General features: G+C 44.3%; 21 protein-coding genes and 1 pseudogene. 8 read left to right on the forward strand and 14 right to left on the reverse strand.

Features of this window, described 5'->3' with window-relative positions; all coding sequences use genetic code 11:
• Positions 1-227: 227 nt before the first annotated feature.
• Positions 228-785, forward strand: a complete 558-nt coding sequence (gene idi, locus ACOJR9_RS11740; protein ID WP_420933154.1) for an isopentenyl-diphosphate Delta-isomerase — start codon at positions 228-230, stop codon at positions 783-785.
• Here the strand turns inward: idi and ACOJR9_RS11745 are convergent.
• The 6 genes from ACOJR9_RS11745 to ACOJR9_RS11770 form a co-directional block, all read right to left on the reverse strand.
• On the reverse strand, positions 782-1,657 hold the full coding sequence (locus tag ACOJR9_RS11745) for a Brp/Blh family beta-carotene 15,15'-dioxygenase (protein ID WP_420933155.1): 876 nt from the start codon (positions 1,655-1,657) through the stop codon (positions 782-784). The two genes, idi and ACOJR9_RS11745, sit on opposite strands and share 4 nt — an antisense overlap.
• Positions 1,654-2,829 carry a lycopene cyclase family protein gene (locus ACOJR9_RS11750; RefSeq protein ID WP_420933156.1) on the reverse strand — a complete coding sequence of 392 codons (1,176 nt, stop codon included), beginning with the start codon at positions 2,827-2,829 and terminating at the stop codon, positions 1,654-1,656. Before ACOJR9_RS11750 ends, ACOJR9_RS11745 begins: the two co-directional genes overlap by 4 nt.
• Positions 2,822-3,736 carry a phytoene/squalene synthase family protein gene (locus tag ACOJR9_RS11755; protein WP_420933157.1) on the reverse strand — a complete coding sequence of 305 codons (915 nt, stop codon included), beginning with the start codon at positions 3,734-3,736 and terminating at the stop codon, positions 2,822-2,824. Before ACOJR9_RS11755 ends, ACOJR9_RS11750 begins: the two co-directional genes overlap by 8 nt.
• A complete protein-coding gene (crtI, locus tag ACOJR9_RS11760; RefSeq protein WP_420933158.1) occupies positions 3,726-5,360 on the reverse strand; it encodes a phytoene desaturase family protein in 1,635 nt (544 codons plus the stop codon). The genes ACOJR9_RS11755 and crtI overlap by 11 nt, the downstream gene beginning before the upstream one ends.
• Complete coding sequence (locus ACOJR9_RS11765) at positions 5,353-6,210, reverse strand: polyprenyl synthetase family protein (protein WP_420933159.1); 858 nt, start codon at positions 6,208-6,210, stop codon at positions 5,353-5,355. Before ACOJR9_RS11765 ends, crtI begins: the two co-directional genes overlap by 8 nt.
• 89 nt (positions 6,211-6,299) lie before the next feature.
• Entirely contained in the window at positions 6,300-7,052 is a 753-nt protein-coding gene (locus ACOJR9_RS11770; RefSeq protein WP_420936117.1) for a bacteriorhodopsin-like, read from the reverse strand.
• Positions 7,053-7,323: 271 nt separating this feature from the next.
• Here ACOJR9_RS11770 and ACOJR9_RS11775 point away from each other — a divergent pair, with 271 nt between their 5' ends.
• Complete coding sequence (locus ACOJR9_RS11775; protein ID WP_420933160.1) at positions 7,324-7,488, forward strand: hypothetical protein; 165 nt, start codon at positions 7,324-7,326, stop codon at positions 7,486-7,488.
• A gap of 36 nt (positions 7,489-7,524) precedes the next feature.
• Here the strand turns inward: ACOJR9_RS11775 and ACOJR9_RS11780 are convergent, their stop codons facing one another.
• The gene (locus ACOJR9_RS11780) at positions 7,525-8,199 is read right to left on the reverse strand and encodes a nitroreductase (RefSeq protein WP_420933161.1); all 675 of its coding nucleotides are present in this window, start codon (positions 8,197-8,199) and stop codon (positions 7,525-7,527) included.
• 136 nt (positions 8,200-8,335) lie between these two features.
• Positions 8,336-10,291 carry a methyl-accepting chemotaxis protein gene (locus ACOJR9_RS11785; protein WP_420933162.1) on the reverse strand — a complete coding sequence of 652 codons (1,956 nt, stop codon included), beginning with the start codon at positions 10,289-10,291 and terminating at the stop codon, positions 8,336-8,338.
• Positions 10,292-10,484: 193 nt separating this feature from the next.
• Between ACOJR9_RS11785 and ACOJR9_RS11790 the strand changes: the two genes are divergently transcribed.
• The 4 genes and pseudogenes from ACOJR9_RS11790 to ACOJR9_RS11805 all read left to right on the forward strand — a co-directional run bounded on the left by ACOJR9_RS11790 (position 10,485) and on the right by ACOJR9_RS11805 (position 13,368).
• On the forward strand, positions 10,485-11,201 hold the full coding sequence (locus tag ACOJR9_RS11790) for a DUF3369 domain-containing protein (RefSeq protein WP_420933163.1): 717 nt from the start codon (positions 10,485-10,487) through the stop codon (positions 11,199-11,201).
• Positions 11,198-11,347: pseudogene (locus ACOJR9_RS11795) on the forward strand (hypothetical protein); the annotation flags it as partial. The gene ACOJR9_RS11790 and the pseudogene ACOJR9_RS11795, both read left to right, overlap by 4 nt.
• Positions 11,348-11,353: 6 nt before the next feature.
• Positions 11,354-12,013 carry an HD-GYP domain-containing protein gene (locus ACOJR9_RS11800; protein WP_420933164.1) on the forward strand — a complete coding sequence of 220 codons (660 nt, stop codon included), beginning with the start codon at positions 11,354-11,356 and terminating at the stop codon, positions 12,011-12,013.
• Entirely contained in the window at positions 12,010-13,368 is a 1,359-nt protein-coding gene (locus ACOJR9_RS11805; protein ID WP_420933165.1) for a sensor histidine kinase, read from the forward strand. Before ACOJR9_RS11800 ends, ACOJR9_RS11805 begins: the two co-directional genes overlap by 4 nt.
• 11 nt (positions 13,369-13,379) lie before the next feature.
• Here ACOJR9_RS11805 and ACOJR9_RS11810 read toward each other — a convergent pair whose 3' ends face one another.
• The 4 genes from ACOJR9_RS11810 to ACOJR9_RS11825 form a co-directional block, all read right to left on the reverse strand.
• Positions 13,380-16,502: an efflux RND transporter permease subunit gene (locus tag ACOJR9_RS11810; protein ID WP_420933166.1), complete on the reverse strand. Its 3,123-nt coding sequence runs from the start codon at positions 16,500-16,502 to the stop codon at positions 13,380-13,382.
• Positions 16,503-16,513: 11 nt separating this feature from the next.
• A complete protein-coding gene (locus tag ACOJR9_RS11815) occupies positions 16,514-17,833 on the reverse strand; it encodes an efflux RND transporter periplasmic adaptor subunit (RefSeq protein WP_420933167.1) in 1,320 nt (439 codons plus the stop codon).
• 127 nt (positions 17,834-17,960) lie between these two features.
• Positions 17,961-18,350, reverse strand: a complete 390-nt coding sequence (locus ACOJR9_RS11820; protein ID WP_420933168.1) for a hypothetical protein — start codon at positions 18,348-18,350, stop codon at positions 17,961-17,963.
• A gap of 167 nt (positions 18,351-18,517) precedes the next feature.
• Entirely contained in the window at positions 18,518-19,117 is a 600-nt protein-coding gene (locus ACOJR9_RS11825; protein WP_420933169.1) for an FMN-dependent NADH-azoreductase, read from the reverse strand.
• 347 nt (positions 19,118-19,464) lie between these two features.
• On the opposite strand from ACOJR9_RS11825, the gene ACOJR9_RS11830 reads away from it, so the two are divergent.
• On the forward strand, positions 19,465-20,271 hold the full coding sequence (locus ACOJR9_RS11830) for a pirin family protein (protein ID WP_420933170.1): 807 nt from the start codon (positions 19,465-19,467) through the stop codon (positions 20,269-20,271).
• A 262-nt stretch (positions 20,272-20,533) separates the two neighbouring features.
• On the forward strand, positions 20,534-22,927 hold the full coding sequence (locus ACOJR9_RS11835) for a fatty acid cis/trans isomerase (protein WP_420933171.1): 2,394 nt from the start codon (positions 20,534-20,536) through the stop codon (positions 22,925-22,927).
• 10 nt (positions 22,928-22,937) lie between these two features.
• Here the strand turns inward: ACOJR9_RS11835 and ACOJR9_RS11840 are convergent, their stop codons facing one another.
• Entirely contained in the window at positions 22,938-23,489 is a 552-nt protein-coding gene (locus ACOJR9_RS11840; RefSeq protein WP_420933172.1) for a cold shock domain-containing protein, read from the reverse strand.
• A gap of 74 nt (positions 23,490-23,563) precedes the next feature.
• Positions 23,564-24,730 (reverse strand): mechanosensitive ion channel family protein, encoded by a 1,167-nt coding sequence (locus tag ACOJR9_RS11845; RefSeq protein WP_420936118.1) that lies wholly within the window; start codon positions 24,728-24,730, stop codon positions 23,564-23,566.
• Positions 24,731-24,838 lie beyond the last annotated feature (108 nt).

Consider the following 24,838-nt stretch of genomic DNA (forward strand, 5'->3'; position numbering starts at 1 on the left):
GAGTTTGGCGCCACACCGTTTACCCCCGTATTACATTTATCACTGAACAAGGTAAGTTACCAATAGGATATCTGTACCTTCTTAGTTTGAATTTTAGCGGTAGGAAAGTCACTGTTATCGCACAGCAGCCCTGCATGACTACTTACTTCAACCAACGTAAAACCATATTGTCCCCCACGCGTATATATTAATAAATATTGGGCAGGTTCTTTTAGATGGGTACTGTTATGAATGAATCAGTAGTGTTAGTCAATTCAATGGGCAATATGGTAGGTACATGCGAGAAACTGCAAGCTCATCAACACGGTCTTCTCCACCTTGCTTTTTCACTGATGCTAGTGAGAAAAACCGAAAACGGCTTTGAACATTTACTTCAACAAAGAGCCAGTGATAAATACCACAGCGGTGGCAAATGGAGTAATGCCTGCTGTTCTCACCCTCGAGAAGGAGAAAGGCTTGATAGTGCAGTAAAGCGTCGCGTTTTTGAAGAGCTAGGTGTTACCCATTTACCTAACCCTGAGTACGTTGGTGCAATGACGTACAAAGCGTCATTGGATAATGGGCTTACTGAGCATGAGTATGATCATATTTTCGTTCAGTATTGCAATGACAACGACGTCGCTCTATCACCTAACCCTGATGAAGTTAGCGCTACTCGCTGGGTAAGCGAACAAGACATTAGGACTGAATTATCACAAAACCCACACAGCTATACTGCTTGGTTTGCAGAATTACTGCAGCGCTTCGTGAGTGCAAGAGAACAAAAGCCAACGCCTAATGCCTAGCTATGGTGCTTACAAAGATGTGTGAGCACGACATGGGGGCACGTTACTGCAAATAGCCCAATAAAGATGAGCGGGTAGTACACACTTAATGTCTCTGCTTCGATAAAATACCAATAGCCCGCGCTAAAAATCGCGACAGTTCCTAGCATGGGAACCAGCGTAGCTACGGCCAAACTTTTGAAATTCATCTGCATTGTTTTTTGCACTAACACTGTGTGGTAAACAGAGTGAACAATACAAAAATACAGCGTAAAAAAGACAAGGGGAGGCAACACGCACGCGCACATCACAACAATAATCATGTTCCTCACAACTGGCGTCTCAATACTGTTTTTTAACCAATAAGCCAGTACAAGTGCAATGCACAGCATTGCTATCACCTGCATGACTAAGGCGATAATGGACGCATGGTAGGCGGGTACAAAAAGCCATTCAAAAACATCTTCAAGACGCTGTGAATACACCAACGATGGGGCTGTCACCACCACGGTACTGAGACACCATGCGGGTGTCGAACGTGTTTGCTGCCAGTCGTGCCTGAAGTGGGCAGCGCCAATAGTTAAAAACACTAAAAGGCACACTGTTGGCAACAACATCCATGCAAAAAACGCCATCACCACTAATGCGGTATACACGCAAACAAGTATGCTGAGCTTCACGCCGTAACTGAAGCGGTATTTCCCCATGCCTTGCTTGCTTAAAGACTTAAGCATAAGGATATCTAGTGCCCCATGAGGCATTCCCATGATGAAAATAACAATAAGAGCAGCTATGCCTATCCCATCATTTGAAATGGGAAAGGCGGCGTACCAGGCTATCCAAAGCACGATACTTGAAATGGTAAAATAATTAAAAAGCCGAAGGGTATTCATGAGCGTTCTGGGGTAAAAAGCGCTTTGACGAACGGTCTAGTAGGCATGACCTTGATAATAGACAGAACGTCTGAAAAAGTAGCGTTCTCTGTCATAAAGCGGGCAAACACATCAGCATTCACATGTTTAGCCATTGCGTTAAACAGTGTTGGGGACAGCGCCATGTTTTTTCTCATTACCTTCAAAAACAAAGAGTCTAACGCAGAGTATAGCGGTGACATGGGCTTGGCTAGAGGTAATTTATTTTCTCTGCAGAGGCTTTGGGCTGTTTTTTGCGCCCACCGCTGAATGGTTAAAAACGCATACCCAGACGACGCTCTAATCATACTGCCTCGCGCACCAATACTGTTCCAATTGCCTACCTTAATGGGTGCTATTCGTGTATCCATTGGCAGCACCCCCTTCTCCCACTTTTCAATAACCACATCATTGCCATAATCACCATTATTGACTATTTTCTCACAGGCAGACTGCATATCGGCAAGGGATTCATCGCGCATTGAAAAGCGAGTTAGCTCAATAAGTGCATAGTCTGAATCGAAGGGTAAAATATAGGTGAACTCAAAACAGCTTTCATCAGCGGTCATGTTTGACATCAGTGCGGCTTTTTTTGCGTTAAACGACTTGCTGGACGTTTTCACCCACGCACCAACAAAATACTGATGGATAGTATTACCTTCTGGCAGAGAGATGCCGCACGCACTGTCAAATCCAAAGGACGCTGAAACCCGCCGGCCTTTCAGCGCTAGCTCAACACTATTGGCGCTGGCATAGGTGTCGGCATGCACATCAACAGTATCAATCAGCTCACTATCGGTATTCCACAGCCATTCTATGGTGGGCAGGCCTTTGAGCCTGTCAAAGGCGTATTGATAAAAATCTTCGGCCTGTAAGCAGCAGTAGGCATGTTCACCTGATGGTGTAAAGTGGTGATATTCTTGACCGCCATTTGAGAATGACCACGAAAACCAGCGGCGTTTAATTAAGTGATGTAGGGAGGATGAAATATTTTGCTCGCCCCAGAAACACCAAGTTTTTTGTGTTTCGGGTTTAGCGCGCTTTTCAACGACTAATACGTTTCCCGAGTAGCCTTGTTCGATTAACGCTAATAGTAGGGACATGCCTGATAACCCTGCCCCTCGAATAATAATGTCTACGTTATCATTAGTCATTAATAATGCTAGCGGGCTGCAGATCAGTAATAGAAGCGTGAAGCACATCAATACTTGGCGCACGCTTTTCAGCAAATACTGGGTAACCGCCTCTCACCATGACAGAAGAAGCAATCAGTATTTTCTTAGGTAACCCTACTCGGGTTCTTCCTTCCCAATACGCATAGTTGTGACGTGCTGCTAACTTAATGCCTATTTCGCGGTACACTGAAGCAGCGATGGCAATGGCATTTCTGCTATTTTTAGGTAAGTACCGTAACCCTTGCCAACCGCTATTATAATAACACTCACTCAATGCCAGTAATCGCTTTGTGGCATTTATTACTTTTTGCTGCGTGGCAATGGAGTTTTTCACAATATCTTCAGCAGACACATCACACCAGATACGCGGAATATATCGTCTTTCCATCTGCGCATCTTCAAAAACGTCTCTTGCTATATTGGTGAGCTGCATGCCGATGCCGAGGTTGGTGGCATAAGGCAGCCCTTTCTCCTCAGCGCCTAAAATGGGACACATCATTAACCCCACTACGCCTGCTACCCGGTAGGCATACCTGATAAGGTCGTCCTGCGTTTTAAAATCCACGGTGTATAAATCTTGTTTTACACCCTCTATAAGCTGTATGGGAAGCGTCGAAGAAAAGCCGAGCTCACGCTGCAATGACAGAAAATCTGCCGTGTTTGCACATGATTCGGTTCCAGTGTCAATAGCGCGCTGAATATCTTCCAGCTCTGTCTTAGCGAGCTGTTTGTCACTACTTTCATCCGCTATGTCATCAATCCAGCGACAAAAGGCGTAAAGACGGGCGGCCTGAGTAAGTCTTTCTTCAGGTAAAAAATATCCTGCAAAACGAAAAGACTTACCATGTTTAGCGAGTGTTGCTAATGCCACCTCTTCATTTTGCATTCACGCCCCCGCCTTGTAATTCTGGAGATGCGGATAAGCTTGAATCGGTAGAGTTGCAATTCTCTAAATTTGCAACGGAAAAAGACTTTACCTCTGCTGCTTTTTTTAATGGCGCTTGCGTCGCTTTTTCTTGCGCTACTTCATGGGCTCTATTGGGAGCGACACTAGGAATTAAACTCTCTACCACTTTTGCAGAGGAAAGAACGCCGGGTAACCCAGCACCAGGGTGGGTTCCTGCACCGCACAGGTAGAGGTTCTCTATCCCTTCTGATTTATTGTGAAATCTGAACCACGCCGACTGAGTAAGGGTGGGTGCAATTGAAAAACCCGCGCCCTCTACACTTAAATACTCTTCAGAAAATTCTTTTGGTGTCATGTCAAATTGTTCAACAACGCAGTCGCTAAGACCCGGCATGATAGATGACTCGAGCGCCTTTATAATTTTCTCTGCATATTCTTCACGAATGTCTTCCCACTGTGTTCCGGATGACAGGTTGGGAACGGGAGATAATACGTAGAAGCTATCGCAACCTTCAGGCGCCATACTGGGGTCGGTTGCTGTTGGGCGATGTAGATAGAGGGAAAAATCGTCTGCTAGCACTTTCTTATTAAAAATATCATCTAAAAGTGGCTCGTAACGCTTGCCTAACCAGATGGTGTGATGGGCTATGTCTTCAAATTTTTTGGTGGTACCAAAATACAAAACGTACAGTCCCATGGAGAGTTTGGCATGCTTGGTTTTTATACGAGCTGACAGCTTTTGATCTTCTTTTTTAATTAGTTTTGAATACAAGTATTTCGGATCGATATTCGACACTAGGGTATCGCAGTCAATGGCACCCGATTCGCAGTGCACTTTTGTGGCTTTCTTATTTTCAGTTTCAATACCCGTTATAGTGGTGTTTAGCTGTATGTTAATGCCTTCCTCTTCCATCAGCTTGCCTAGTGCCTGAACTAACGCGCCGGTCCCTCCCATAGCAAAATGAATTGCCCACTTTCTCTCTAAAAAATGGATTAGGTTATAAATACAGGTCGTATCAAATGGGTTGCCGCCAACCAGCAAAGGCTGAATCGAAAAGGCTTGGCGCAGCTTTTCACTTTTTAAGTGTTCGCACACTAGCTGCCACACGTTGCGGTAGCAACGAAGCTTAGCGAGATTGGGAATTTGGGAGACCATGCTAGAAAGGGTATGGAAAGGTTTATCAGCCAATTGGCTAAACCCAATATCGAAAATAGCTTCTGATTCTTTTAATAGTTCGAGGTAGCCGTTCTCATCTTCTGGGCAAATACGCCTAATTTCTTCTAACGTATCTTCAAGTGTGCCGCCGTAGTTAAACGTATCGCCATCGGGGTACGCAAATTTATACCAAGGCTCTACGGGCACAATGTCTATGTAGTCTTCAATTTTCTTCCCGAACAGTTCGAATAACTCTTCGAATAAAAAGGGTGCAGTAATGACGGTAGGGCCTGCATCAAAAACAAAACCGTTGCGACGAAAAACCCGTGCGCGACCGCCTAACTCGTTTTGGCGATCGACTAAGGTAACATCGTAACCTTTTGCTTTCATACGCAAGGCCGATGCAATGCCGCCAAACCCGGCTCCAATGACCACTGCTTTATTCATTTTGGCTCCTACACACAGTCTTAAACAAAAGCTGACACGCCTTTGTTGCAGACTCGCCACAATTGGCAGGTAATACTTTCAATTCAAGTTCGCAACGTTTGAGTAAATACTGCGCTCGCGTTCTAGCAAGTTCGATGGCTTGGTCGTGATCCGACTCTCTAGCCAATAAATTAACTACATTGAGCTGACCGTTGGCTAAATCTGCCTGCCAATCATCCATGTCATCAGCGATTTGATAGGCTATTGCAAACTGGCGAATGGCTTCACTTGCTTTGTCGACCACGCTTTCATGGTTAGCTGCAATGAGCGGTAGCGCCAACGATAACTGTAGAAGAGGCCCAGATTTCTCTGCCGCGATAATTTCAAAGTCGGCAAGTGATTTGACCTGTTGATGGATATCTTTGCACTGACCTTCTATCGTTTTAGAAACATTGTCGCTAACACAACGAATTAAGGCAGGAAGTTTTGCAACATCTTCAATATTGCTTAGAGCGCCATAGGCTTTTGACAGCATCAAGTCGCCCGCACACAGCGCAATGTCTTTTCCGAACCGACTCCATACTGACGCTCGACCACGGCGCTGTTCGTCGTTGTCCTGCAAGTCGTCGTGAACTAGCGAAGCGTTGTGCAAAAGCTCTACACAGCTAGCTAGTGCTAAAGCAGTTTGATCGTTAAGTGATAACGCCTCGCAGGCTTGAAGGCAAAGTTTTGCCCGTGTTCTCGAACCTCCGCTTTGGAGGTGGTAACACGCAGCTGAATTTTCTGATACAGATGAAAAGAGCTCTTTTTCTAATAACTCCATTACCTGTAAGCTGTTTTTACTGGTGCTTTTAGATTTGCTTTTGTTCATTTTCACACCCTTGGCAGTAACGCTTGCGCTGCTTTACAGCGCAAGCGTGCATAACGCAAGGCAACAGTTAGTTACTGCTGCTTAATCTCTTAGTTTTTGAGTTTACCGTCACTTTCATTCGTTGCGGCGAACCAAATCAAGAGGCCAAATGCAATTTTGTTCACTACGTCCGCTAAGTTATAAATAATATTGAGCGAATCTGCATCAGCAGCGCCGATCAGATAGCCCATTACATAGCCAATTGGATAGATTGCCCAACCAATAGTTACAACCCAACGCATTGCACCGTAGGCATATTTTACTGCATCACTTGCATGAGTCTCTGCTGCTTTACCCGCTTCACCAAGAAATACTTCATACAGAATGTAAAACCAACCAAGCATACCAATTACGAAACCAAGCGTAAGGTCCATATACCCTGCTTCGCCAAGGTATCCTGGAATTAGCATGACTAGCGTACCGATAAGTAGGCGCCAGAATATGCCAGCTGTAGCTACGCCAATAGCACGTAATATTAAGTAGAATTCAATCATTAACAGTGGCACCGTTAGAAGCCAATCGATATAGCGGTACACCGTTGGTGTTTCACCTGTTGCTACCCACACGTCGCGCATGTAGAAATAGTGCACAGCGGCGATAAACGTCACTAGCGCCGACACGGTTAAGGATGTTTTCCATTTTGCCGTTACAGCTTGTGTTTCCCATAGGAAAAACACGGTTGATGCCATAAGAGCCATGGAAATTAACCAAAATGAAATACCAACGAAATCATCTGGCTGAAGGTTGGCGGCTGCGTGGGCCATGGTTGGAGTTAAAAGCAATAAACCGCCAGTTGCGAGCATTTTGCCTTTTAATCCGAGTTTACCCACGTTTTTACACATATCTGAGATGGAGCTAAATTTTATCTTCATTATTTTCTCTCACATTCATCACTGAGTTTAGGTTGACGTTGAGTATTTTCACAATTACTTAACGTACCATTAGGTAATTGAATAACAACTTTAAGGATCAGAACATCATTCAAATTTCTGGGAATGTTAAAGAATATTAATAAAGCATATACTTCAATATAATTTTCATACAAACTAAACGCTTAACGATAAGGAATATAATGTGAAATTATTGAAACTAGGCTTTGCCGCTGCCGTAATTGTGTCTTTGATATCGCTGGCGTGGTACTTCGTGCGTCAACAGCAGTTTTTATTAGTGGGAGTACCTACCGCATTGTTACTCACTATCATCATTGTAATTATTATGCGGCAGGAAAAAGTTGAGTAGCCAAAAACGAGTAGTTTTCGTTCAGCTGTTTAGCGTTTACTCAAAACCATGGTAGGTCACAAAATCTGCATTGTCTGCTCGGGTAGAGCGAACTGAGTTGGCAGGAAAGTCAGGGTCTGGATAGCCAAGCGCTATACAGATCATAATTGCTTCATCGTCTGGAATATTCGCGTACTTGTGCACCACGTCAGACTGCATAATGCCCTGTCCGTTAATCACGCACCCCAAGCCTAAGTCCCACGCGGCCAGTACAATACCGTAAGCTAGAGAACCCAAGCCGAACTGAGTAATTCCCGCAGGCTCTAGGGTTTTGTCATAAGTCAGCACTAACGATACAGGTGCATCGAATTGACGAAAACCACGCATCATCCAGTCCATTCGCTTTTCTTTGTCTTCGCGAGTGATGCCCATAACATCAAACAGCTGAACGGCGACATCAATTTGCCGCTGACGGTGAATACCTTCGTAGTCTTCCTTGTAGGGAAAATCCCGTTTATGCGGCTTTCCTGCAAGCGTATTTTCTGTATTACCTTTGCGTATTTTATCTAGCACATCGCCGGACACAGCGTGTATCTTCCACGTTTGTGTATTGTATGAAGATGGCGCCCATTTAGCCGCGTTGATAATAGAATCCACAGTTATTTTTGACACAGGCTGCTTGGTAAAACCACGAACACTCTTTCTTGATGCGGCAAATTCTGCAAAATTCATAAGACTCTCGTTTACTCTATGCTATTACAAATTATTAACATAGAGTAAACGCTCAACGGCCCATCATGCAATGCCAAAGGCAAGCATAAATGATTGATTATAATTATATATATCTATGTTTGTTAGTGCACCAAACCTAAAGCTTAAACTGTCCGACTAAGTCGTTAAGATCATCAGATAACAGCAGCAAGTTTTCAGCGTTGTTCGACAAGCCCTGTGACGCTTTACTTACCTCTAAAGTTGAAGCCTGCATTCCCACGATATTTTTACTTATCTCTTCTGACACTTGATGTTGCTGTTCAGCTGCTGTGGCGATCTGCGTTATTTGATTCATGATTTGCTTTACTAACAAGCCAATTTTCTCAAAGATTTCGCTTGCCTCATTTGACTGCTTAGTCGCCTGCTCAGATTGTTCAAGACTTGTCGTCATCTTTGATGACACAAATCGCGTTCGCTCTACCAGCTTGTTCAGCATGCTATCAATTTCTTCTGTTGCACCGTGTGAGCGTTTTGCAAGGGTTCTCACTTCATCAGCGACCACGGCAAACCCTCTACCCTGCTCACCGGCTCTGGCCGACTCTATGGCGGCGTTTAGCGCTAATAAATTTGTCTGTTCAGCAATATCTCGAATGACATTAAGAATCTTATTGATATTACCACTTTCGTTCTCAAGCTCATCAGTGGCCGAGGATGCCTCACGCATCAACGCCATCAATTGCTCAACCTGAACCACAGTACCTTTTATGATGGCGCGACCGCTTTGACTTGCGTTATCAGTTTGTTCTGTCGCATCCTGCGTTGATACACAGCTTCTGGCTACTTCTTGCGCTGCCGCTGCCATTTGGTTGGTAGCAGTAGCGGTTTGCTCTATTGATTGCTCCTGTTTTTCACTTGCTTGATTAAGCGACTCGGCTACCGCTTTAAAGTCTTGAGATGAGCTGTGCAGCGTTTGTGCTTGCGCTTTAATTTGACTGATTAAATCACCAATGGAGTTCATAAACTGGTTAAAGTAATTGGCAAGCTCACCAATTTCGTCACGTGTTTTAACGTTTAGGCGCTGGGTTAAATCTCCTTTACCGTCAGCGATACCTTTTAAGCTTCGACTGATATGCAAAATAGGCGCAACAATTTTATCGGCGAGCAACACGCCAAGTACACTGCATAGCACGAGCATTACAACAAGCACTATCATCATGGTGGTGACAATGCTTCTTGCCGGCGCTTCAATATCTGAACTTTCGATTACACCGATAAACTGCCATTTCAAATTAGGTGAACTATATTTGGTTACGGTCACCTCACCCTCTTTGGTATCGACAGAAAATGTGTTGTCGTTTTGGGTTTGCAACGCCTTGTACATGGCTAAGTTTTGCAGTTCACTCACGTTTTTGAAGTTGTTGCTTTTATTTCGAGGATCAGCAAGCACCACACCATTATCGTCGACTAAGATGACGTAGCCCGACTCGCCAATTTTAACATCGTTGACCAATCGCGTTAGCGTATCTAAGGTCACGTCAATAGACTGCACGCCTATTACGCTGCCACTGTCAGATTCTATCGTGGTGGCAATAGAGATCATCGGTCCGCCAGACACCCCTTGATAAGGTGAGGTAATAATGGCCTCACCTCCCGCTTGCTTTGCCTGCTCGTACCAAGGCCGCTTGCGAGGATCGTAGTTAGTCATGGGTTCAGCAGGATATTGAATAAAGCCTCCCGTCTCTGTTCCCATGTAGACATTCAGTAAATTGGGGTGTTTTTCTCGAAACTGACCGTGAAACTCATAAATGTTTCTCTCAATATCCCCGTTACTCAGGGGCGTCATATCTGCAGAGCGGTTTATGTAGTTGGTAATTGAGGTGTTTGCCGCTGACTTCACTCTCACGTCGTCAGAAAGGTAGCGAACGTGCTCTTTCATTCCTTCGAAAAACAATTCAAACGCATTATCTATTTGTTTGATTTCTTGGGATGCACTATTGACGAAGTAATTGCGGGATTGTGTAAACGTTTGGACCGTAGTTGTTACGACCAAAACAATAATTGGAACGGTAACGGCGACTAGAAATGAGGTTATGAGCTTACTTCGAATGTTCATTAATCGCTTCTCTTTAATTTTTTTAATGCCACTGGACAATATGGACTGCTGTAGTTATTTACCTTACCAGCTATATTTCTATTAGGTAAGGCTAAATTAACGGCACAACCTTTGAGTAACGTGTTTTTTTAAATTTGCGCATTACGACGTTGTGTTTTACTTTTTATCTAATTGCTTTTATTGACGAATCGACATGCCACTATTTAAAAAAGCTTCCTCTGAGCCTAAAGTCCAAGGATTACGGCCATGGAAAATTGCTATTATTGATGATGAGCCAGGTGTTCATGATGTAACAAAGCTGACGCTTAAAAACTTCACATTTGAAAACAGAGGCGTTCAATTCTTATCCGCTTTTAGCGCAAAAGAGGGCCTAGCACTTTTTGAGGAGCACCCCAATATCGCTCTCGCCTTTGTAGACGTAGTGATGGAAAGTGATGACGCGGGACTGACTCTTATCGACGCGATAAGAAACCAACTAGACAACCATACGACACGTTTAATCTTGCGCACAGGCCAACCTGGGCAGGCCCCTGAAGAGGATGTAATACGGCATTACGACATTAACGATTACAAAGCTAAAACCGAGTTGTCATCGCTAAAACTTAAATCATGCGTTTACGCTGCAATTCGCTCATTTCGCGATATAAAAACAATTGAAAGGGGTAAGCGAGGAATGGAGGAGGTCCTAAAGTCTTCTTCTTCTGTGTTAGCAAGTCAAACGCTGGCACAATTTGGTACCGCCGTTCTCAAACAAACCCTAACCTTGTTGAACTTAGACAACTCAGTACTTTACCTCACCACTCAGCAAACTGATTTATACGGCTATACAAAAATGACGGTGCTCGGAGCGAGCGGCGACCTGGTTGGACTCGTTACGCCAGGCATAACCTCACAGATACCAGCCCTATAAAAGAAAAAGTTACTAGAGTATTAGAGAGTAAAACTCATTTTCAGTCAGACGATCTGTTTATTGGTTACTACCCCACGGGTGAACATAGTCATAACATTTTGTACGTGAAACTGCATGGCCCATTGAATGAACTACAGCGAAAGACGCTAGAAATGTTTGCTTCTAACGTAGCAGTTATTTTTCAAAATTTAACTCAAAAAGAGGACTTACAACAAACTCAAAAAGAGCTCATCATGGTTCTAAGTGACGCCATAGAGATGCGCAGCAAAGAAACGGGCGGTCACGTTCGCAGAGTCATGCTGATGACAGAGCACATTTCAAGAATGATGGGAATGAATGACGATTTTGTCGATACTATTCGCTACTCAGCGGCGTTACACGATGTGGGTAAAATAAGTATCCCCGAGAGTATTCTCCACAAGCCCGGAAAACTAGACGAGCAAGAGTGGGAAATAATGAAAACCCATGCACAAAAAGGTTACGACCTGCTTGCTGATTCAAACCGAACGGTTGCAAAGATGGGAGCGATAATTGCACGAACTCATCATGAGCGGTGGGACGGTAAGGGCTATCCTGATGGACTAACAGGCGACGATATACCCGTGGAAGGGCGTATTATGGCAATTGTTGATGTAGTTGATGCCCTTCTATCAAAACGTTGTTATAAACCGGCGTGGAGTGAACAAGAAGTAAAACAATATCTTATAGATAATTCAGGTGTTCAGTTCGACCCAATCATTACACAGGTCATGCTAAAAAATTTCGATAGGATCCTCGAAATTCGTGCTCTTGAACCGGATGACAATGTATGAGAGATACATTAGAGCTCATTTTACTTCAAGTAAGCAAAAGTGAAGACATCGATAAAGGCGAACTTGATGTAGCATCTCGACTCATTATTACGTCAGTCTGTGAGGGGCTTTCTATTTCTCGCGCCGGTATTTGGTTATGGAACACCGACCAATCTGAGGTGCACTGCCGCTTACTGATCGATAAAGGCAACGATTTGAAAAACGAAAACTTGATCCTCACGCGTCAAGATTTTCCACACTATTTCAACGCGATGGATACCGAGCGTACCATCAGCGCTCACAACGCCATGACAGATAGCGCCACATTTGAATTCGCAGATGTGTATTTGGCCCCCTTGGGGATCACGTCCATGCTGGACGTACCGATAAGGCATAGGGGTAAGATGATAGGTATTATCTGCTGCGAGCACCAAGGTATGGCAAGACAATGGCACGAGGATGAAATGGTTTTTGCCGCATCGCTAGCAGATTTGTACGGAAGGGCGGTAAGTGCCAACGAGCGGGCCCATTATGAAGCACAACTTTTATACGCCAATCAATCCCTTGAAAGAAAGGTCAAAGAGCGAACTTTGGCATTGGATTCGGCGCGAGAAAAATTAGTCGAGTCAGAGAAGATGGCGGCGCTTGGCAATCTAGTTGCAGGTATTGCACATGAGGTAAATACCCCCCTTGGTATTGCACTGACATCGGTAAGCCACTCTCAAGAAGAACTAAAACGCATTTTTAAACAATTCGAAAATGATACCCTTTGCGAAACAGGCTTTCGCGATTTTTATGAGACGTGTACCGAGGGATTGGAACTTGCGGAAAACAGCTTAATCAGAGCTGCTCAGCTAATTAAAGACTTCAAACGAACCTCTGCAGACCAGACCTCGTTAGAAACCGAAGAGATCTCGTTAAATGAATATATTCCCAGTGTTTGTAACCCTTTAAGACCTATGTTAAAAAAGGATAATATTGAGCTCGCCGTGTCAGTCTCGCCAGAAGTTACAATAACAACCTGCCCAGGCATCATTGCACAACTCCTTACCAACTTATTGTCTAATGCACAGCGGCATGCCTTCTCATCATTTACCACAACGCAAACCAAACACATCACTGTGCATTGCGAAAAGACCGAAAAAGGGGTCGCGCTCACCGTAGCTGATAATGGACGTGGCATTCCTATAGACGCGCAGCAAAAGGTATTCGAGCCTTTTTATACTACTGCACGCAACGCAGGCGGAACTGGACTGGGTTTATCTATCGTTTATAGTTTGGTCACGCAAAAATTAGGTGGTGAACTCTCTCTGAGTTCATCACCTAATAAAGGTACATCCCTATCTATCTTCATTCCCAATATAAATACTCCTTAAGACAGAGTTATTTATGATGAAGACTTTTTGCTCATTAATACCTTCATATCACTTGCGTAGCGCCTAAAATATCCCTTGATATCCTCAAGGATGAGATAGTTAAGCGGCACAATGAATAAAGTGATGAGGGTAGCGAATAAAATACCGAAACCGAGACTCACTGCCATGGGAATGAGGAATTGGGCTTGGGTAGACTTTTCAAACAACAGCGGCATTAGGCCCGCGAAAGTCGTAAGCGATGTGAGTAATACGGGCCTGAAGCGTCGACCACCCGCGTCGTAAACCGCTTTTTTAAGGGGAACACCTTCGATGCGCTTTTGATTTATGTAATCTACTAACACTAATGAGTCGTTGACCACCACCCCCGACAGCGCGAGCATGCCCATAAAACTAAGCAGCGTTAAATCCATGCCCATGATCCAGTGACCAATAACAGCACCAACAAGGCCAAAAGGAATAACAGACATGACAATTATCGGCTGAGAGTACGACTTAAACGGAATAGCTAACAAAATATAAATCAGTATTGCCAGACCCGCTCCCCCTACAATTAGCCCTTGAGACGACTCTTCTTGATCTCGCGCTTCACCCGCCATTTCAAAACTAACACCAGGGTATTGACCTAGCTGCTCAGATAGCCAATCGTTTAGCTCTGATTGCACCAGCGTTAAGTCACCGTTCGTTTTATCAAAATCTGCGGTAACCGATAGGGTTCTCTGCCTATCTACCCGCAAAATGCTGTCGGGACTGAAACCAGGGATTACATCGGCTACTTGCCACAGCGGCACCTCTTGGTTTGGCCCAATGCGGATCATCATTTGTTCTAGCGTTTCAATAGACTGCCTGGCTTGAAGTGGGTAACGTACCATCACGCGTACCTCTTCCCGGCCGCGCTGAATGCGCTGAATTTCAAACCCAAACACCGCTTGCCTAACTTGCCTTGCCACCGTGTTGAGGTCTAACCCTAGCAGTCGAGCTTCGGGTTTTAATTCAAGCTGAAGCTCCTCTTTGCCATCTGACAACGAGTCTTCGATATCGAAAACAGCCGCATATTCCGCCATTTTTGCTTTCAGCTTTTCACCAAGCTCGTTAAGTGCATTAGTGTCTCGGCCTTTAAGCTCAACATCTACAGGTGAGCCGCCCCATCCGCCAATCTCAGCGCGATAGTTAAGCTGTTCAGCGCCGGCAATTTGGCCAACACGTTTGCGCCATTCGTTAACCACTTCTCGTGTAGACACGTCTACCGTGCGTTTTTCAGGTGGCACTAAATCAATTTGCACTCTGCCTGTGGTGGAATTTCTTCCTCCGCTCACCGAGTAAATATTTCGAATGACTGACTCGCCAGTATCTTCATCAAGATACTCATCGCGAAGCGCTTGGGCGTGACCAGTCATAGATTTTACAATGCGGTCTGTACTTTCAAATGCCGTGCCCGCGGGCATAACTAAAGTAGCCGTTGCCACCTCACTTTGCACTCTTGGAAAGAAAACGAACTTGGTCTGTCCACTGGCTATGGAGCCAATGATAACGACTAACGTTGACAACATGAGCATCCATGATGCATAACGCCACTTCATTGCGCGCGCTAATACGGGTTGATATGCCCGTTCAATGAGCACCTCCAAAGACCGAGCCACCTTCTTCTGAATTTCTGACAGCTTTGAGGCTGGTTTATCGCCACGGGGTTTCACATGCTTTAAGTGAGCGGGCAAAATAAATTTCGATTCAATTAATGAAAACAGCAATACAGGAATGATGACAAACGGAATAGCCGCATACCAACTTCCCCTGCCTGTTTGAAAAGCGAGTGGCAAGAAAGCCGCCGCTGTAGTCAAAATACCAAACGTAACCGGTACCGCTACTTCTTGCGTGCCTTTAATGGCCGCATCAAGAGGGTTTTCGCCACGTTCTAAATGAGCATACACATTTTCACCGGTAACAATGGCATCGTCCACCACGATGCCCAGCACCAAAATAAAGGCAAAAAGACTCATTAAGTTTAGAGTTACATCAAAAACAGGCATCAGTAAGAATGCCCCCATGAAACTCATTGGAATGCCTAAACACACCCAAAACGCCACCGATGGGCGTAAAAATAGTGCAAGTAGGGTAATAACCAACAACGCTCCCTGCCATGCACTAGTCGATAACGTCGCGAGACGGGCTTTTATCGGCTCGCTTCTGTCTCGCCAAAAATCTAAACTTAACCCCTCAGGCATTTGCGATTGTTTTGCTAATACGTAATCTTTTACCGCTTGGGTAACTTCAATAATACTTTCATCACCGGTGCGAAACACCTCTACTTCCACCGCGGGCATACCGTTAAACCGTGTTTTAAGCGGCGTTTCTTCAAAGGCATCCACAATATTAGCTAGGTCACCTAGTTTAATCATTGTACCGTCTTGCGTGGTGACTATAGGAATATTGGCATATTCATCAGCGTTATAGGCTTGGCCTCTACTGCGGATAAAAATATCACCGCCTTCGGTTTTGAGGTTACCCGCAGATACATCAGTTGCGTTTTGACGAATAACGTTAGCAACCTGCTCTAACGTTAAGTCGTACTTTCTGAGCACCAATTCTTGAATTTCAATTGAAATCTCAAAAGGTAGCGTTCCCCCCACTTCAACTTGAGAAATACCTTTATTGGCCGCCAATTCATCGCGTACTGTATCTGCTAATCGGCGCAGTGTTATCGGATCGTAATCGCCATACAGCACTACCCCAATCGCGTCTCGTCGCCATTGGGGTACCTGAATAAGCAAGTTCTCAGCATCAATTGGAAAATTATTGATGGCGTCGACTTTTATTTTTACATCATCAAGCATTTCCCTAACGTTATACCCTTCTTCAACTTCAATAGTAACGGATGCACTGCCCTCACTGCTTGATGAGCTAAGTTCACGTATGCCCTCTAAGTCTTGAATAGCCTCTTCAATACGAATTGTGATCCCTTCCTCTACTTCCTGAGGCGATGCACCAGGCAAAGACATAGTGACCTGCACGCTGCGCTGTTCAAATTCGGGAAACAAATCAACAGGGATATGGTTTGATACAACATAGAGCCCTGAAATAAAAATTACGGCAAGTAAGATATTTGCCGCCACATCATTTTTAGCAAACCATGCAATCATGTTGGCAACTCCTACTCTTGTTCAGCGCTTTTTACACTGTCAGCAGTCTTTGCCTGAAGCGATTTTTTAGCAGAAGATGTCTCTGGCAAGCTATCTGCTAGCGACTTCACCTTTGTACCATCGGGAATGTTGGCAGTTGGCGTAAGAATTAACTGATCGTTGGGTGTTAACACATTGCTCGTATTAACAGTGACCTGCGGGTTTGTAGCGGAAACAATGACATTTTTGTCGTCAGTCCATAATGGAGTAATGGGCCTTTTTCTCAAGACTCCCTCATCCACTACACTCACCATATTGTTTTGAGATACGGCTTGGCGGGGAATAACAAATACATCATCAAGCATTTGTCCTTCGATCCGAGCACTTAAAAATTGCCCAACCCGAAGAGCTGGCCGTTGTTGAGTTGCTTGAAAAGGCGCTTCAACTTGCGCAACGAGAAATAACATACGGGTGGTGGGATCGAAAGCGCCTTCACTTCTCACAATTTCGCCTTCCCATTGATAGGTTTTGGTACCCAAGTCACCATATAGTCTTACGCGAGGGTTTTGAGCACTGCCCGAACCGTTTTCACTTAATGCAAAATACTCCAATTCCGCAGTTTTAATAGGTAACCTCACTTCAACTACGTCTGTACTGTAGATAGACGCGATGGTCTGTGATGGAGTAACCACTTGCCCAACATCGACTGACTGACTCAGCACCATGCCATCGAATGGCGCTTTGATAACAGTTCGTTCGAGATTTAACTGGGCGCCCATTAATCTTGCTTCGGCCGCCCGAAGGGCCGCTTGGGCAGCAGCAACCTGAGGCTTGCGCAATGCCAAAAGCTTAGCTGCCTCCCCCTTGGGCTGCTTGTTCCATTGTTGCGCAGAAAAATCGGCTTCTGCCAATTCTTGAAGGTAGCTTACATTGGCCTCTGCAACCGCAGATTTTGCAATATCCACTTCAATGCGAAAGTCTCTGTCTTCTAATCGAACAAGAACATCACCCTTTTTAAACGACGCCCCGGCTCGAATATTTGGAGCAACCGATATCACGCGACCAGAAACATCGGCTACAAGCTCGGTTTGTGTGAGTGGTTGCGCTGTACCGTAAGACTCAATCCATACCTTGTAGTTGTCTATACTGAGATCCATTACATCAACGGCAACGGTGGGGGCAGATTGACTTCCTCCCCATTTTTTTGCCTCTGGCTTGCTTGAAAACATCGCTTTCACTATTAGCACAGCAATGATGAGAATAACGATAGATACGACCACATGAGCAACCCACGGCGCTTTTTTGTTATAGATCGTTTGTTGATTATTGTTGTTATTATCGGTGTTAACCATATTTTCACTCCGCGCAGCACGCGCACTACATCAGTTTTTCTACGACATAGAATACGGCGTTTTAAAAATTTAGGACTGCTATAAACGACAAAAAGGCGAAAAAGAAGGTTTAACACAAAATAGCCATTTAGCGGGGTGATAAGCGTATTTGCAAAAGCCAGTGTTGAATTTTTGCCTCGTCTTTATCAATCATAAACGGCATGGTGAGATTTGACGGCCGATGCGGGGAGCCTGCGTGAACAAATATACTGTTTTCGACAATACCCACCGCTTTGCAACCGGCCTGCTGAAAAGCAACATATCCCGCCATCATTTCGCCGATCGCATCATGAGTAATGCCCGCCGTTTCTGTGGGACGCTGAAACAGCACCCAGGCATTTAACGAGGCGGTTAATGAAAGAATGTCGAGGGTGAGTTTTCGAACGCCACTTAAGTTAAATCCATCGGCATAATCGCAATATACCGTGTCGCCCTGCAAAGACAGTGAATAACTTCCATGTGCATCATCTAAGACCATACTCTGTTAAACCATAACTTGGCATAAAACCACTTAACTTAGACGAAAGTATATTCTCAGAAAATTGATAATGGCAAATTAATTTGACGATGAGGTTGACCAAAAATGCAAGTAAACGAATGACCTAGTGAACATTCGCCTACCTGCTTTAGCCCTGAAATTACTATCTATACACTAAACGCATTTACGGCTTGTTTAGCTGCTTTCATTCGCGCTTCGCCGTCTGGCATAGCTAGGCCTTCAGCATAGATAAAGGAGATGTCAGTAAGGCCAATCAGTCCGAAGAAATCTTTTAGATACTGCGATTGGGTGTCTTTTTGTGTGCCTTCATAAATACCGCCTCGCGCGGCAACTACTACTATCTTCTTGTTTTCTAACAATCCGACCGGGCCGTTTTCAGTGTACTGAAAGGTAACGCCAGCTCGCGCTATGCGATCGATCCATGCTTTAAACGTAGAGGGCACGCCAAAATTGTACATAGGCATAGCAATAACAACAGTATCGCTGCTTTTTAGCTCGTTAATTAACGTATCTGATAAGTTAGCGAGTTCATCTTCGCCCTCTCGAGCCCATGAAGCCATTTCAGCTTGCGTTAAATGAGGTAGAGCATCAGCAGCAAGATCTCTTTCTATCACCGTTAAACCAACATCTGCATGGCTACTGCCTTCAGATTGGGATTTAAACTTTTCTACTAGCGCATTCGCTAAGATAGACGAATTTCCTTGGTCACCATTTAGTGACGATTTCAATAATAAAACAGTGTTCATTCGTTTTTCTCCTTCAATATTAAGGGGTGTTGCCTTAGTGAAACATCACAAATGCTATGTCGAAGTATTGAATGAAAGTGCAAGAAAATAAATATGTTAAAAACGCACCATTCATTCCAATAAAACGAATAAAAAGAAAAAACGCCATATTCACTATATTGTTACTGAGTAAGTACTACATCACACAACAAGAAGAACCCATAGGAACATAAGAAAGAGTAACGTCCGTTAAACCCCGATCCGCAATACATTCTAATAAAAAGAATAAAACAACCTTTTTAAAGCCATTTTCTAAATGCATCGTTAGGACTACAGTACCGATATTGAAATAACGTGAGGACATTCAAATGATGTATATTAGAAACGCAGGCGAACGAGGCGACGTGAACTTAGGCTGGTTAAAAAGCAAGCATAGTTTTTCATTTGGACACTACTACGATGCACAGCATATGGGGATTTCGGCGCTACGGGTGATCAATGAAGATGAAGTCATGCCGGGACACGGGTTTGGCACTCATGGGCACCGAGACATGGAAATAGTGTCTTATGTTGTTGAGGGCGCGCTTAAATATGAAGACAGTAGCGGCAATAAATATATCGTGCCAGCAGGCGATATTCAGCGCATGAGCGCAGGGCGAGGCGTTACACACTCAGAGTTCAATGCATCAAAAAGTGAAAAAGTAAAATTTCTACAAATTTGGATCTTACCGGACAAAAAAGGAATTGAACCAAGCTATGAACAAAGTGCAGTGCCACAAAAAGGCGCGCTTACGCCTTTAGTTACCCCCCAAGGCAACGATGGCTCTCTATCAATAAATCAAGATGCCAGTATCTTTAGGTTAATGTTAGATGAGGGAGAGAGCTATAGCTTAAACACCGCAAATCGAACGGGCTATTTGCACATTATCAGTGGCAACGTTGAAGTAAATAGCCCTGATATCAAAAGCTCTGGTACTTTAAGCCTTGCTACTTTAAGCGCTGACACCGAAGCCGCAGATACCAAAAACGCTACTGTTAATAACACAAGCACAGAGGCGTTCGATAATCAGGTTTTCAGTAACGGAGACGCCTTTGCTATTGGCGCAAATGAGCAAGTTCACATAACAGCAACCAGTCCTATTGAGGCGCTTTGGTTTGATTTACCTCCTGCCTAGCTGAAATAAGGAGAAGATGTTAAAGATATGGGAGAAATGGAACCCTTCTTGCGCTTGCACGCGCACATTTCTCCTCTTTTCTACCACCTGCCCTCTGGCTACTGTATAGTTGTAACCTTAAGGCTGTTCGCACTCGCGATAAGGTTATCTTGATGTTATCTCGACGCAATATTCAGGCAATTGCCGCCTGTCAGAAAGTACAGCTAAAAAGTACGGTTAAACAGTACAGTCTAAACAAGATAATTCAAAAGAGAGTCTTTGCATGAATAAATGGACAACCTCCATTTGGTGTATCGTTGTGCTGCTAGTTGGGTCAGGCATCTATCATTTTTTCCAAACGCCCATAAAAGCTAAGTCGCTACCTGCATCAGTGCCGCTTACAAGTGAAGTGGTTAATTATCACGACGACGTAAAGCCTGTGTTAGCCAAGCGCTGTGTGGTTTGCCATGCGTGTTATGACGCCCCTTGCCAACTTAAAATGGGCTCTTATTCCGGTATTGAACGAGGCGCGAGCAAAGAGCGGGTTTACGATGGTGAAAGACTCATAGAGGCTAACTTAACTCGGCTATTCGAAGACGGCCATACGCTGGCCCAATGGCGAGACAAAGCATTTTTTGCAGTTAATTCTGATACGCCCCAAACAAGCACAAATGGCTTGTCATCCGCAGATTACCAAACCGCGGCAAATGAAAACTTATCATCTAGCGTTATTGCCCACTTACTGCAATTAAAACAAGATACGCCAGTAAAAACAGCCAGCGAAACACTTGCGCTACTCAATAAAGAAGATTATCCGCTGGATATCAACAGAGCATATCAATGCCCTACCATCGACGATATCGATGACTTCAAAGAAGATTACCCTTTATGGGGAATGCCCTATGCGCTGCCAGCATTAGACAAACAAGAAAACGCGCTCATTCTCAACTGGATAGCTCAAGGCGGCAAAGGTAGTGACGACGTTGTTATTACCGAAGAGAATGCGCAGCAGATTATGGCGTGGGAAGACTTTTTAAACGGCGATAGTCTAAAGTCTCAATTAATGAGCCGTTATTTATTTGAGCATCTATTTCTTGTGCACTTACACTTTGACGAGCAGCAACCTCAACAGTTTTTCAAGCTAGTTCGCTCCTCAACTGCCCCTGGACAACCTATACAAAGTATTCATACCCGTCGGCCTTTCGACAACCCAGGCGTAGAGCGGGTGTATTACAGAATAGTGCCGCTAAAACAAACGCGAGTGCACAAGTCGCACATGCCAGTATTACTTACCAGCGGTCGCATGGATAAATACGAAGACTGGTTTTTAAACGACGATTACGAGGTTACCTCAATGCCGTCGTATAAGCCTGAAGAGGCCTCTAATCCCTTTATTACCTTTGCCCAATTACCCATAAACGCGCGATACAACTATATGCTTGATGAGGCGCAAAACACCATCATGCAATTTATTAAAGGCCCAGTGTGTCGCGGACAAATGGCGCTAAACGTGATAAACGACCATTTTTGGGTTGTTTTTTCTGAGCCAGATTTAGATTTGGTTCAAAATAACGGCGAATTTATACAACAAGCACTTCAAAATATTGAACTGCCTGCTGAAGAGCAAAGCAATGCTCTACCCACGGCATGGATGAACTATGCCGCGATGGAGCGTGAATATTTAAACGCGAAATCTGAATTCATCAATACCCAAATAAAAGACAAGTTAAGCATCGATCTTGATTTACTGTGGAACGGTGATGGCGAGAATGAAAATATGGCATTAACTATCTTTAGGCATAAAGATGCCGCAAGCGTGGTTAAAGGGCTTGTTGGAGACACACCACAAACAGCGTGGGTATTAACTTACCCACTCTTTGAGCGCATTCACTACTTGCTCGTAGCGGGTTACGACGTGTACGGCAACGTAGGCCACCAGCTCAACAGTAGAATGTATATGGACTTTTTGCGTATGGAAGGCGAATTCAACTTTTTAGCGTTACTACCCAGTAAAACCAGAGACAAAATTAGAAGCAAATGGTATCGCGGCTCGGTGAGTGAAGTTGAAGAATTTGTGTATAAAGGCAATACATCAAAGTTAGAAACTAATATTGAGTACAAAACCGATAACCCTTATCAAGAATTACTCGACAATATTAAGCGTAAATTCACAGGCACAATCAGCGAGCGACATTACCTAAATAACGGGTTTAAAGGAAAAGAGGCTATCGCTAGCTTTAACACGATAAACTCGCTTAAGGGCAAAAACATTTCACTGCTTCCTGAGTCAACCATAGTGCGTGTTTATGACAAATCAAACGATGAACAGCACTTTTACACCATGCTAAGGCACAGCGCCCACACCAATATTTCCCATTTGTTTAATGAGGAAGACAGGCGTTTACCCGAAGAAGACACCGTCACAATAGCCAGTGGATTTATGACCTCTCACCCAAATGCGTTTTTGCAAGTCGAAATATCAGAACTACAAGACCTCGCCACCCGCATCAATAAAATGGGGTCAGAACCGGATTATGCAGCGTTGCTAGACACCTATGGCGTGAGACGCACAAACCCCAAATTCTGGGACTATGCCGATAACATGCACAACTACTTTAAAGCCACCTACCCTACTGAGTTTGGGTATTTAGACTTTAACCGGTTGGAAAACAGATAGAGACAGCTACTTAAAACCTTGAGTCATTCTCACAAGGCTTTCCATCGTTGTCTCCGTCCATTTTGGTATTAGGGCAGTTTCTGATGAAAAACACGGCCTCAGCTCGAGAGTTCATTTGGCTACAGTGTTGACGGCCATCGCACTTAAATTGGCGCGATTGAACGTCTGTGCGGGGTAAAATCACTTTGTCCTGAAAGGACGAGTCGTTGTAAGCTTTCGTTTCAAATTGCTGCACAATGCTTGGATAAAACAAGAAGCCTAACAAAACTAGCGTACCTACGACTAAGACATTCAAAACTGAAAGCGACGACTTCTTGGTAGCGTAATTTTGTTTGGATGATGTCGATGAGAAGCTAGGTGAACGTTTTAAATTGACAGCCTTTCGTTTACCATCTCGACTTATATCGATGTCGAACGACAACTCTTCACCAATTACTGGCCTATTTGTGCTGTGGGGAAACGCGGATATATGAACAAAAACCTCTTCGCCATCATTTTCTTTTGTAATAAAACCAAAACCTCTTTGGTCATTCCATTTACTCAATCGTCCATTCAATTTCATCTTAATCCTTTAAATACCCTTTTCACTGCAACGGTATTATCTACATTGGCAGTCTGTTTTCAAGCACAAGACTTTTAGAGAATATTCTCGCCACCTTCCGGATCTCTTGAGTTACGCGCTTGTTCTCTAATTTCATGTGCTTCAGACGCCACATCATCACCTGAAAAATGGGTTTTCTCGTCCACATCATTGTTATGTTTAACTTGGTTGGGTTGACAATAGCTAAAGCGTGATGGCTCACCCGTTCTGTCCTCATTACTCTCATTACTTTCACTGACTTTTCCATATCCACCAACCTCACCTTGGTTTGACGCCGTTTCAACCCTAAGGCCCTGTGGGAATATCCGTTCTCTTGCGTCGTCAGGCATACTAATATTGGCATCTAAGAAAGCCGTGGTGATGTTGCGCATAAGCACTGACGACATCTTAAGCACGCTGGTTTGTTCTACGTCTACCCAAAAATACACTTTCACATTGTAGCTAGAGGCACCTAGCGTATCGATAAGCGTTTGAGGCTCTGGATCGGTCAGCACGTTTTGCTGTTCGCCAATAACACTCTGCGCTATTTGTTGTGCTCGCTGTATGTCAGCGTCGTATCCTACTCCAATAACAAAGTGTCCTCGCATTAGCGGGTTAGCCGTTAAGTTCTTTATCACGCCTTTATACATTGTCGCGTTAGGTATTTGAATGTGATTACCATCAAAATCGACCAATGTGGTAGCACGCGCCGTCACCTTTTGAATAATGCCCGTAAAATCATTTATCTGAACAATATCGCCTATGCGAAAAGGCCGCTGGATAGTGAGTAGCAGGCTTGAAATAAAGTTTTCTGCAATGTCCCTAAACGCAAAACCTAAAATAAGCCCTACGACACCGGTTCCACTGACTACCGCGATGGCAAAGCCCGTTAAGCCTGCCAAAAACAAAAAGAGGTAAATGCCAAGTAGCATGAGCACTAAGCTGATGCTTCGTTGAATAACAGAGCGCAGTAAAGGCGACGTTGTCGTGCGCGTCATTGGTTTTACAAGTAGTCTGGCAACATGAGGGGCTAAAAAGATAAAGGCTGCCATTACCACAATGCCAAGGGCTAAACCGGGCAAGCGATACACAAAGCTCTCCCAAAGCTGGGCTAAAAGCGAATGCGCATTAGAGAGGCTAGAAATAGCGCCTCCACCACCAGTGCTTTGCACCAATGAGAAAACAGAATCGTGTTCCGCTTTATTCAGTACTGCTGAATGCATCCCCGCTTCACTTAATAGCGTGCTGTTTAACACCGTTCCATTTAAAAACGTGGCTTTTGATGATAATACAAACATAACCTTAATCCATGGTGTGCGCCCTCATGTTAA

Source organism: Alteromonas ulvae (genome assembly GCF_048987005.1).
In the GTDB taxonomy this organism is placed as follows: Bacteria; Pseudomonadota; Gammaproteobacteria; order Enterobacterales; family Alteromonadaceae; genus Alteromonas.

Coding starts and splice junctions, on each gene's coding strand:
- ACOJR9_RS11745 (WP_420933155.1), bottom strand. CDS start 1,657: ATGAATACCCTTCGGCTTTTTAATTATTTTACCATTTCAAGTATCGTG.
- ACOJR9_RS11815 (WP_420933167.1), bottom strand. CDS start 17,833: ATGGTTAACACCGATAATAACAACAATAATCAACAAACGATCTATAAC.
- ACOJR9_RS11805 (WP_420933165.1), top strand. CDS start 12,010: ATGAGAGATACATTAGAGCTCATTTTACTTCAAGTAAGCAAAAGTGAA.
- ACOJR9_RS11825 (WP_420933169.1), bottom strand. CDS start 19,117: ATGAACACTGTTTTATTATTGAAATCGTCACTAAATGGTGACCAAGGA.
- ACOJR9_RS11800 (WP_420933164.1), top strand. CDS start 11,354: ATGTTTGCTTCTAACGTAGCAGTTATTTTTCAAAATTTAACTCAAAAA.
- ACOJR9_RS11750 (WP_420933156.1), bottom strand. CDS start 2,829: ATGACTAATGATAACGTAGACATTATTATTCGAGGGGCAGGGTTATCA.
- ACOJR9_RS11785 (WP_420933162.1), bottom strand. CDS start 10,291: ATGAACATTCGAAGTAAGCTCATAACCTCATTTCTAGTCGCCGTTACC.
- idi (WP_420933154.1), top strand. CDS start 228: ATGAATGAATCAGTAGTGTTAGTCAATTCAATGGGCAATATGGTAGGT.
- ACOJR9_RS11835 (WP_420933171.1), top strand. CDS start 20,534: ATGAATAAATGGACAACCTCCATTTGGTGTATCGTTGTGCTGCTAGTT.
- ACOJR9_RS11755 (WP_420933157.1), bottom strand. CDS start 3,736: ATGCAAAATGAAGAGGTGGCATTAGCAACACTCGCTAAACATGGTAAG.
- ACOJR9_RS11830 (WP_420933170.1), top strand. CDS start 19,465: ATGATGTATATTAGAAACGCAGGCGAACGAGGCGACGTGAACTTAGGC.
- ACOJR9_RS11765 (WP_420933159.1), bottom strand. CDS start 6,210: ATGAACAAAAGCAAATCTAAAAGCACCAGTAAAAACAGCTTACAGGTA.
- ACOJR9_RS11790 (WP_420933163.1), top strand. CDS start 10,485: ATGCCACTATTTAAAAAAGCTTCCTCTGAGCCTAAAGTCCAAGGATTA.
- ACOJR9_RS11840 (WP_420933172.1), bottom strand. CDS start 23,489: ATGAAATTGAATGGACGATTGAGTAAATGGAATGACCAAAGAGGTTTT.
- ACOJR9_RS11845 (WP_420936118.1), bottom strand. CDS start 24,730: ATGCATTCAGCAGTACTGAATAAAGCGGAACACGATTCTGTTTTCTCA.
- ACOJR9_RS11820 (WP_420933168.1), bottom strand. CDS start 18,350: ATGGTCTTAGATGATGCACATGGAAGTTATTCACTGTCTTTGCAGGGC.
- crtI (WP_420933158.1), bottom strand. CDS start 5,360: ATGAATAAAGCAGTGGTCATTGGAGCCGGGTTTGGCGGCATTGCATCG.
- ACOJR9_RS11780 (WP_420933161.1), bottom strand. CDS start 8,199: ATGAATTTTGCAGAATTTGCCGCATCAAGAAAGAGTGTTCGTGGTTTT.
- ACOJR9_RS11770 (WP_420936117.1), bottom strand. CDS start 7,052: ATGCTCGCAACTGGCGGTTTATTGCTTTTAACTCCAACCATGGCCCAC.
- ACOJR9_RS11810 (WP_420933166.1), bottom strand. CDS start 16,502: ATGATTGCATGGTTTGCTAAAAATGATGTGGCGGCAAATATCTTACTT.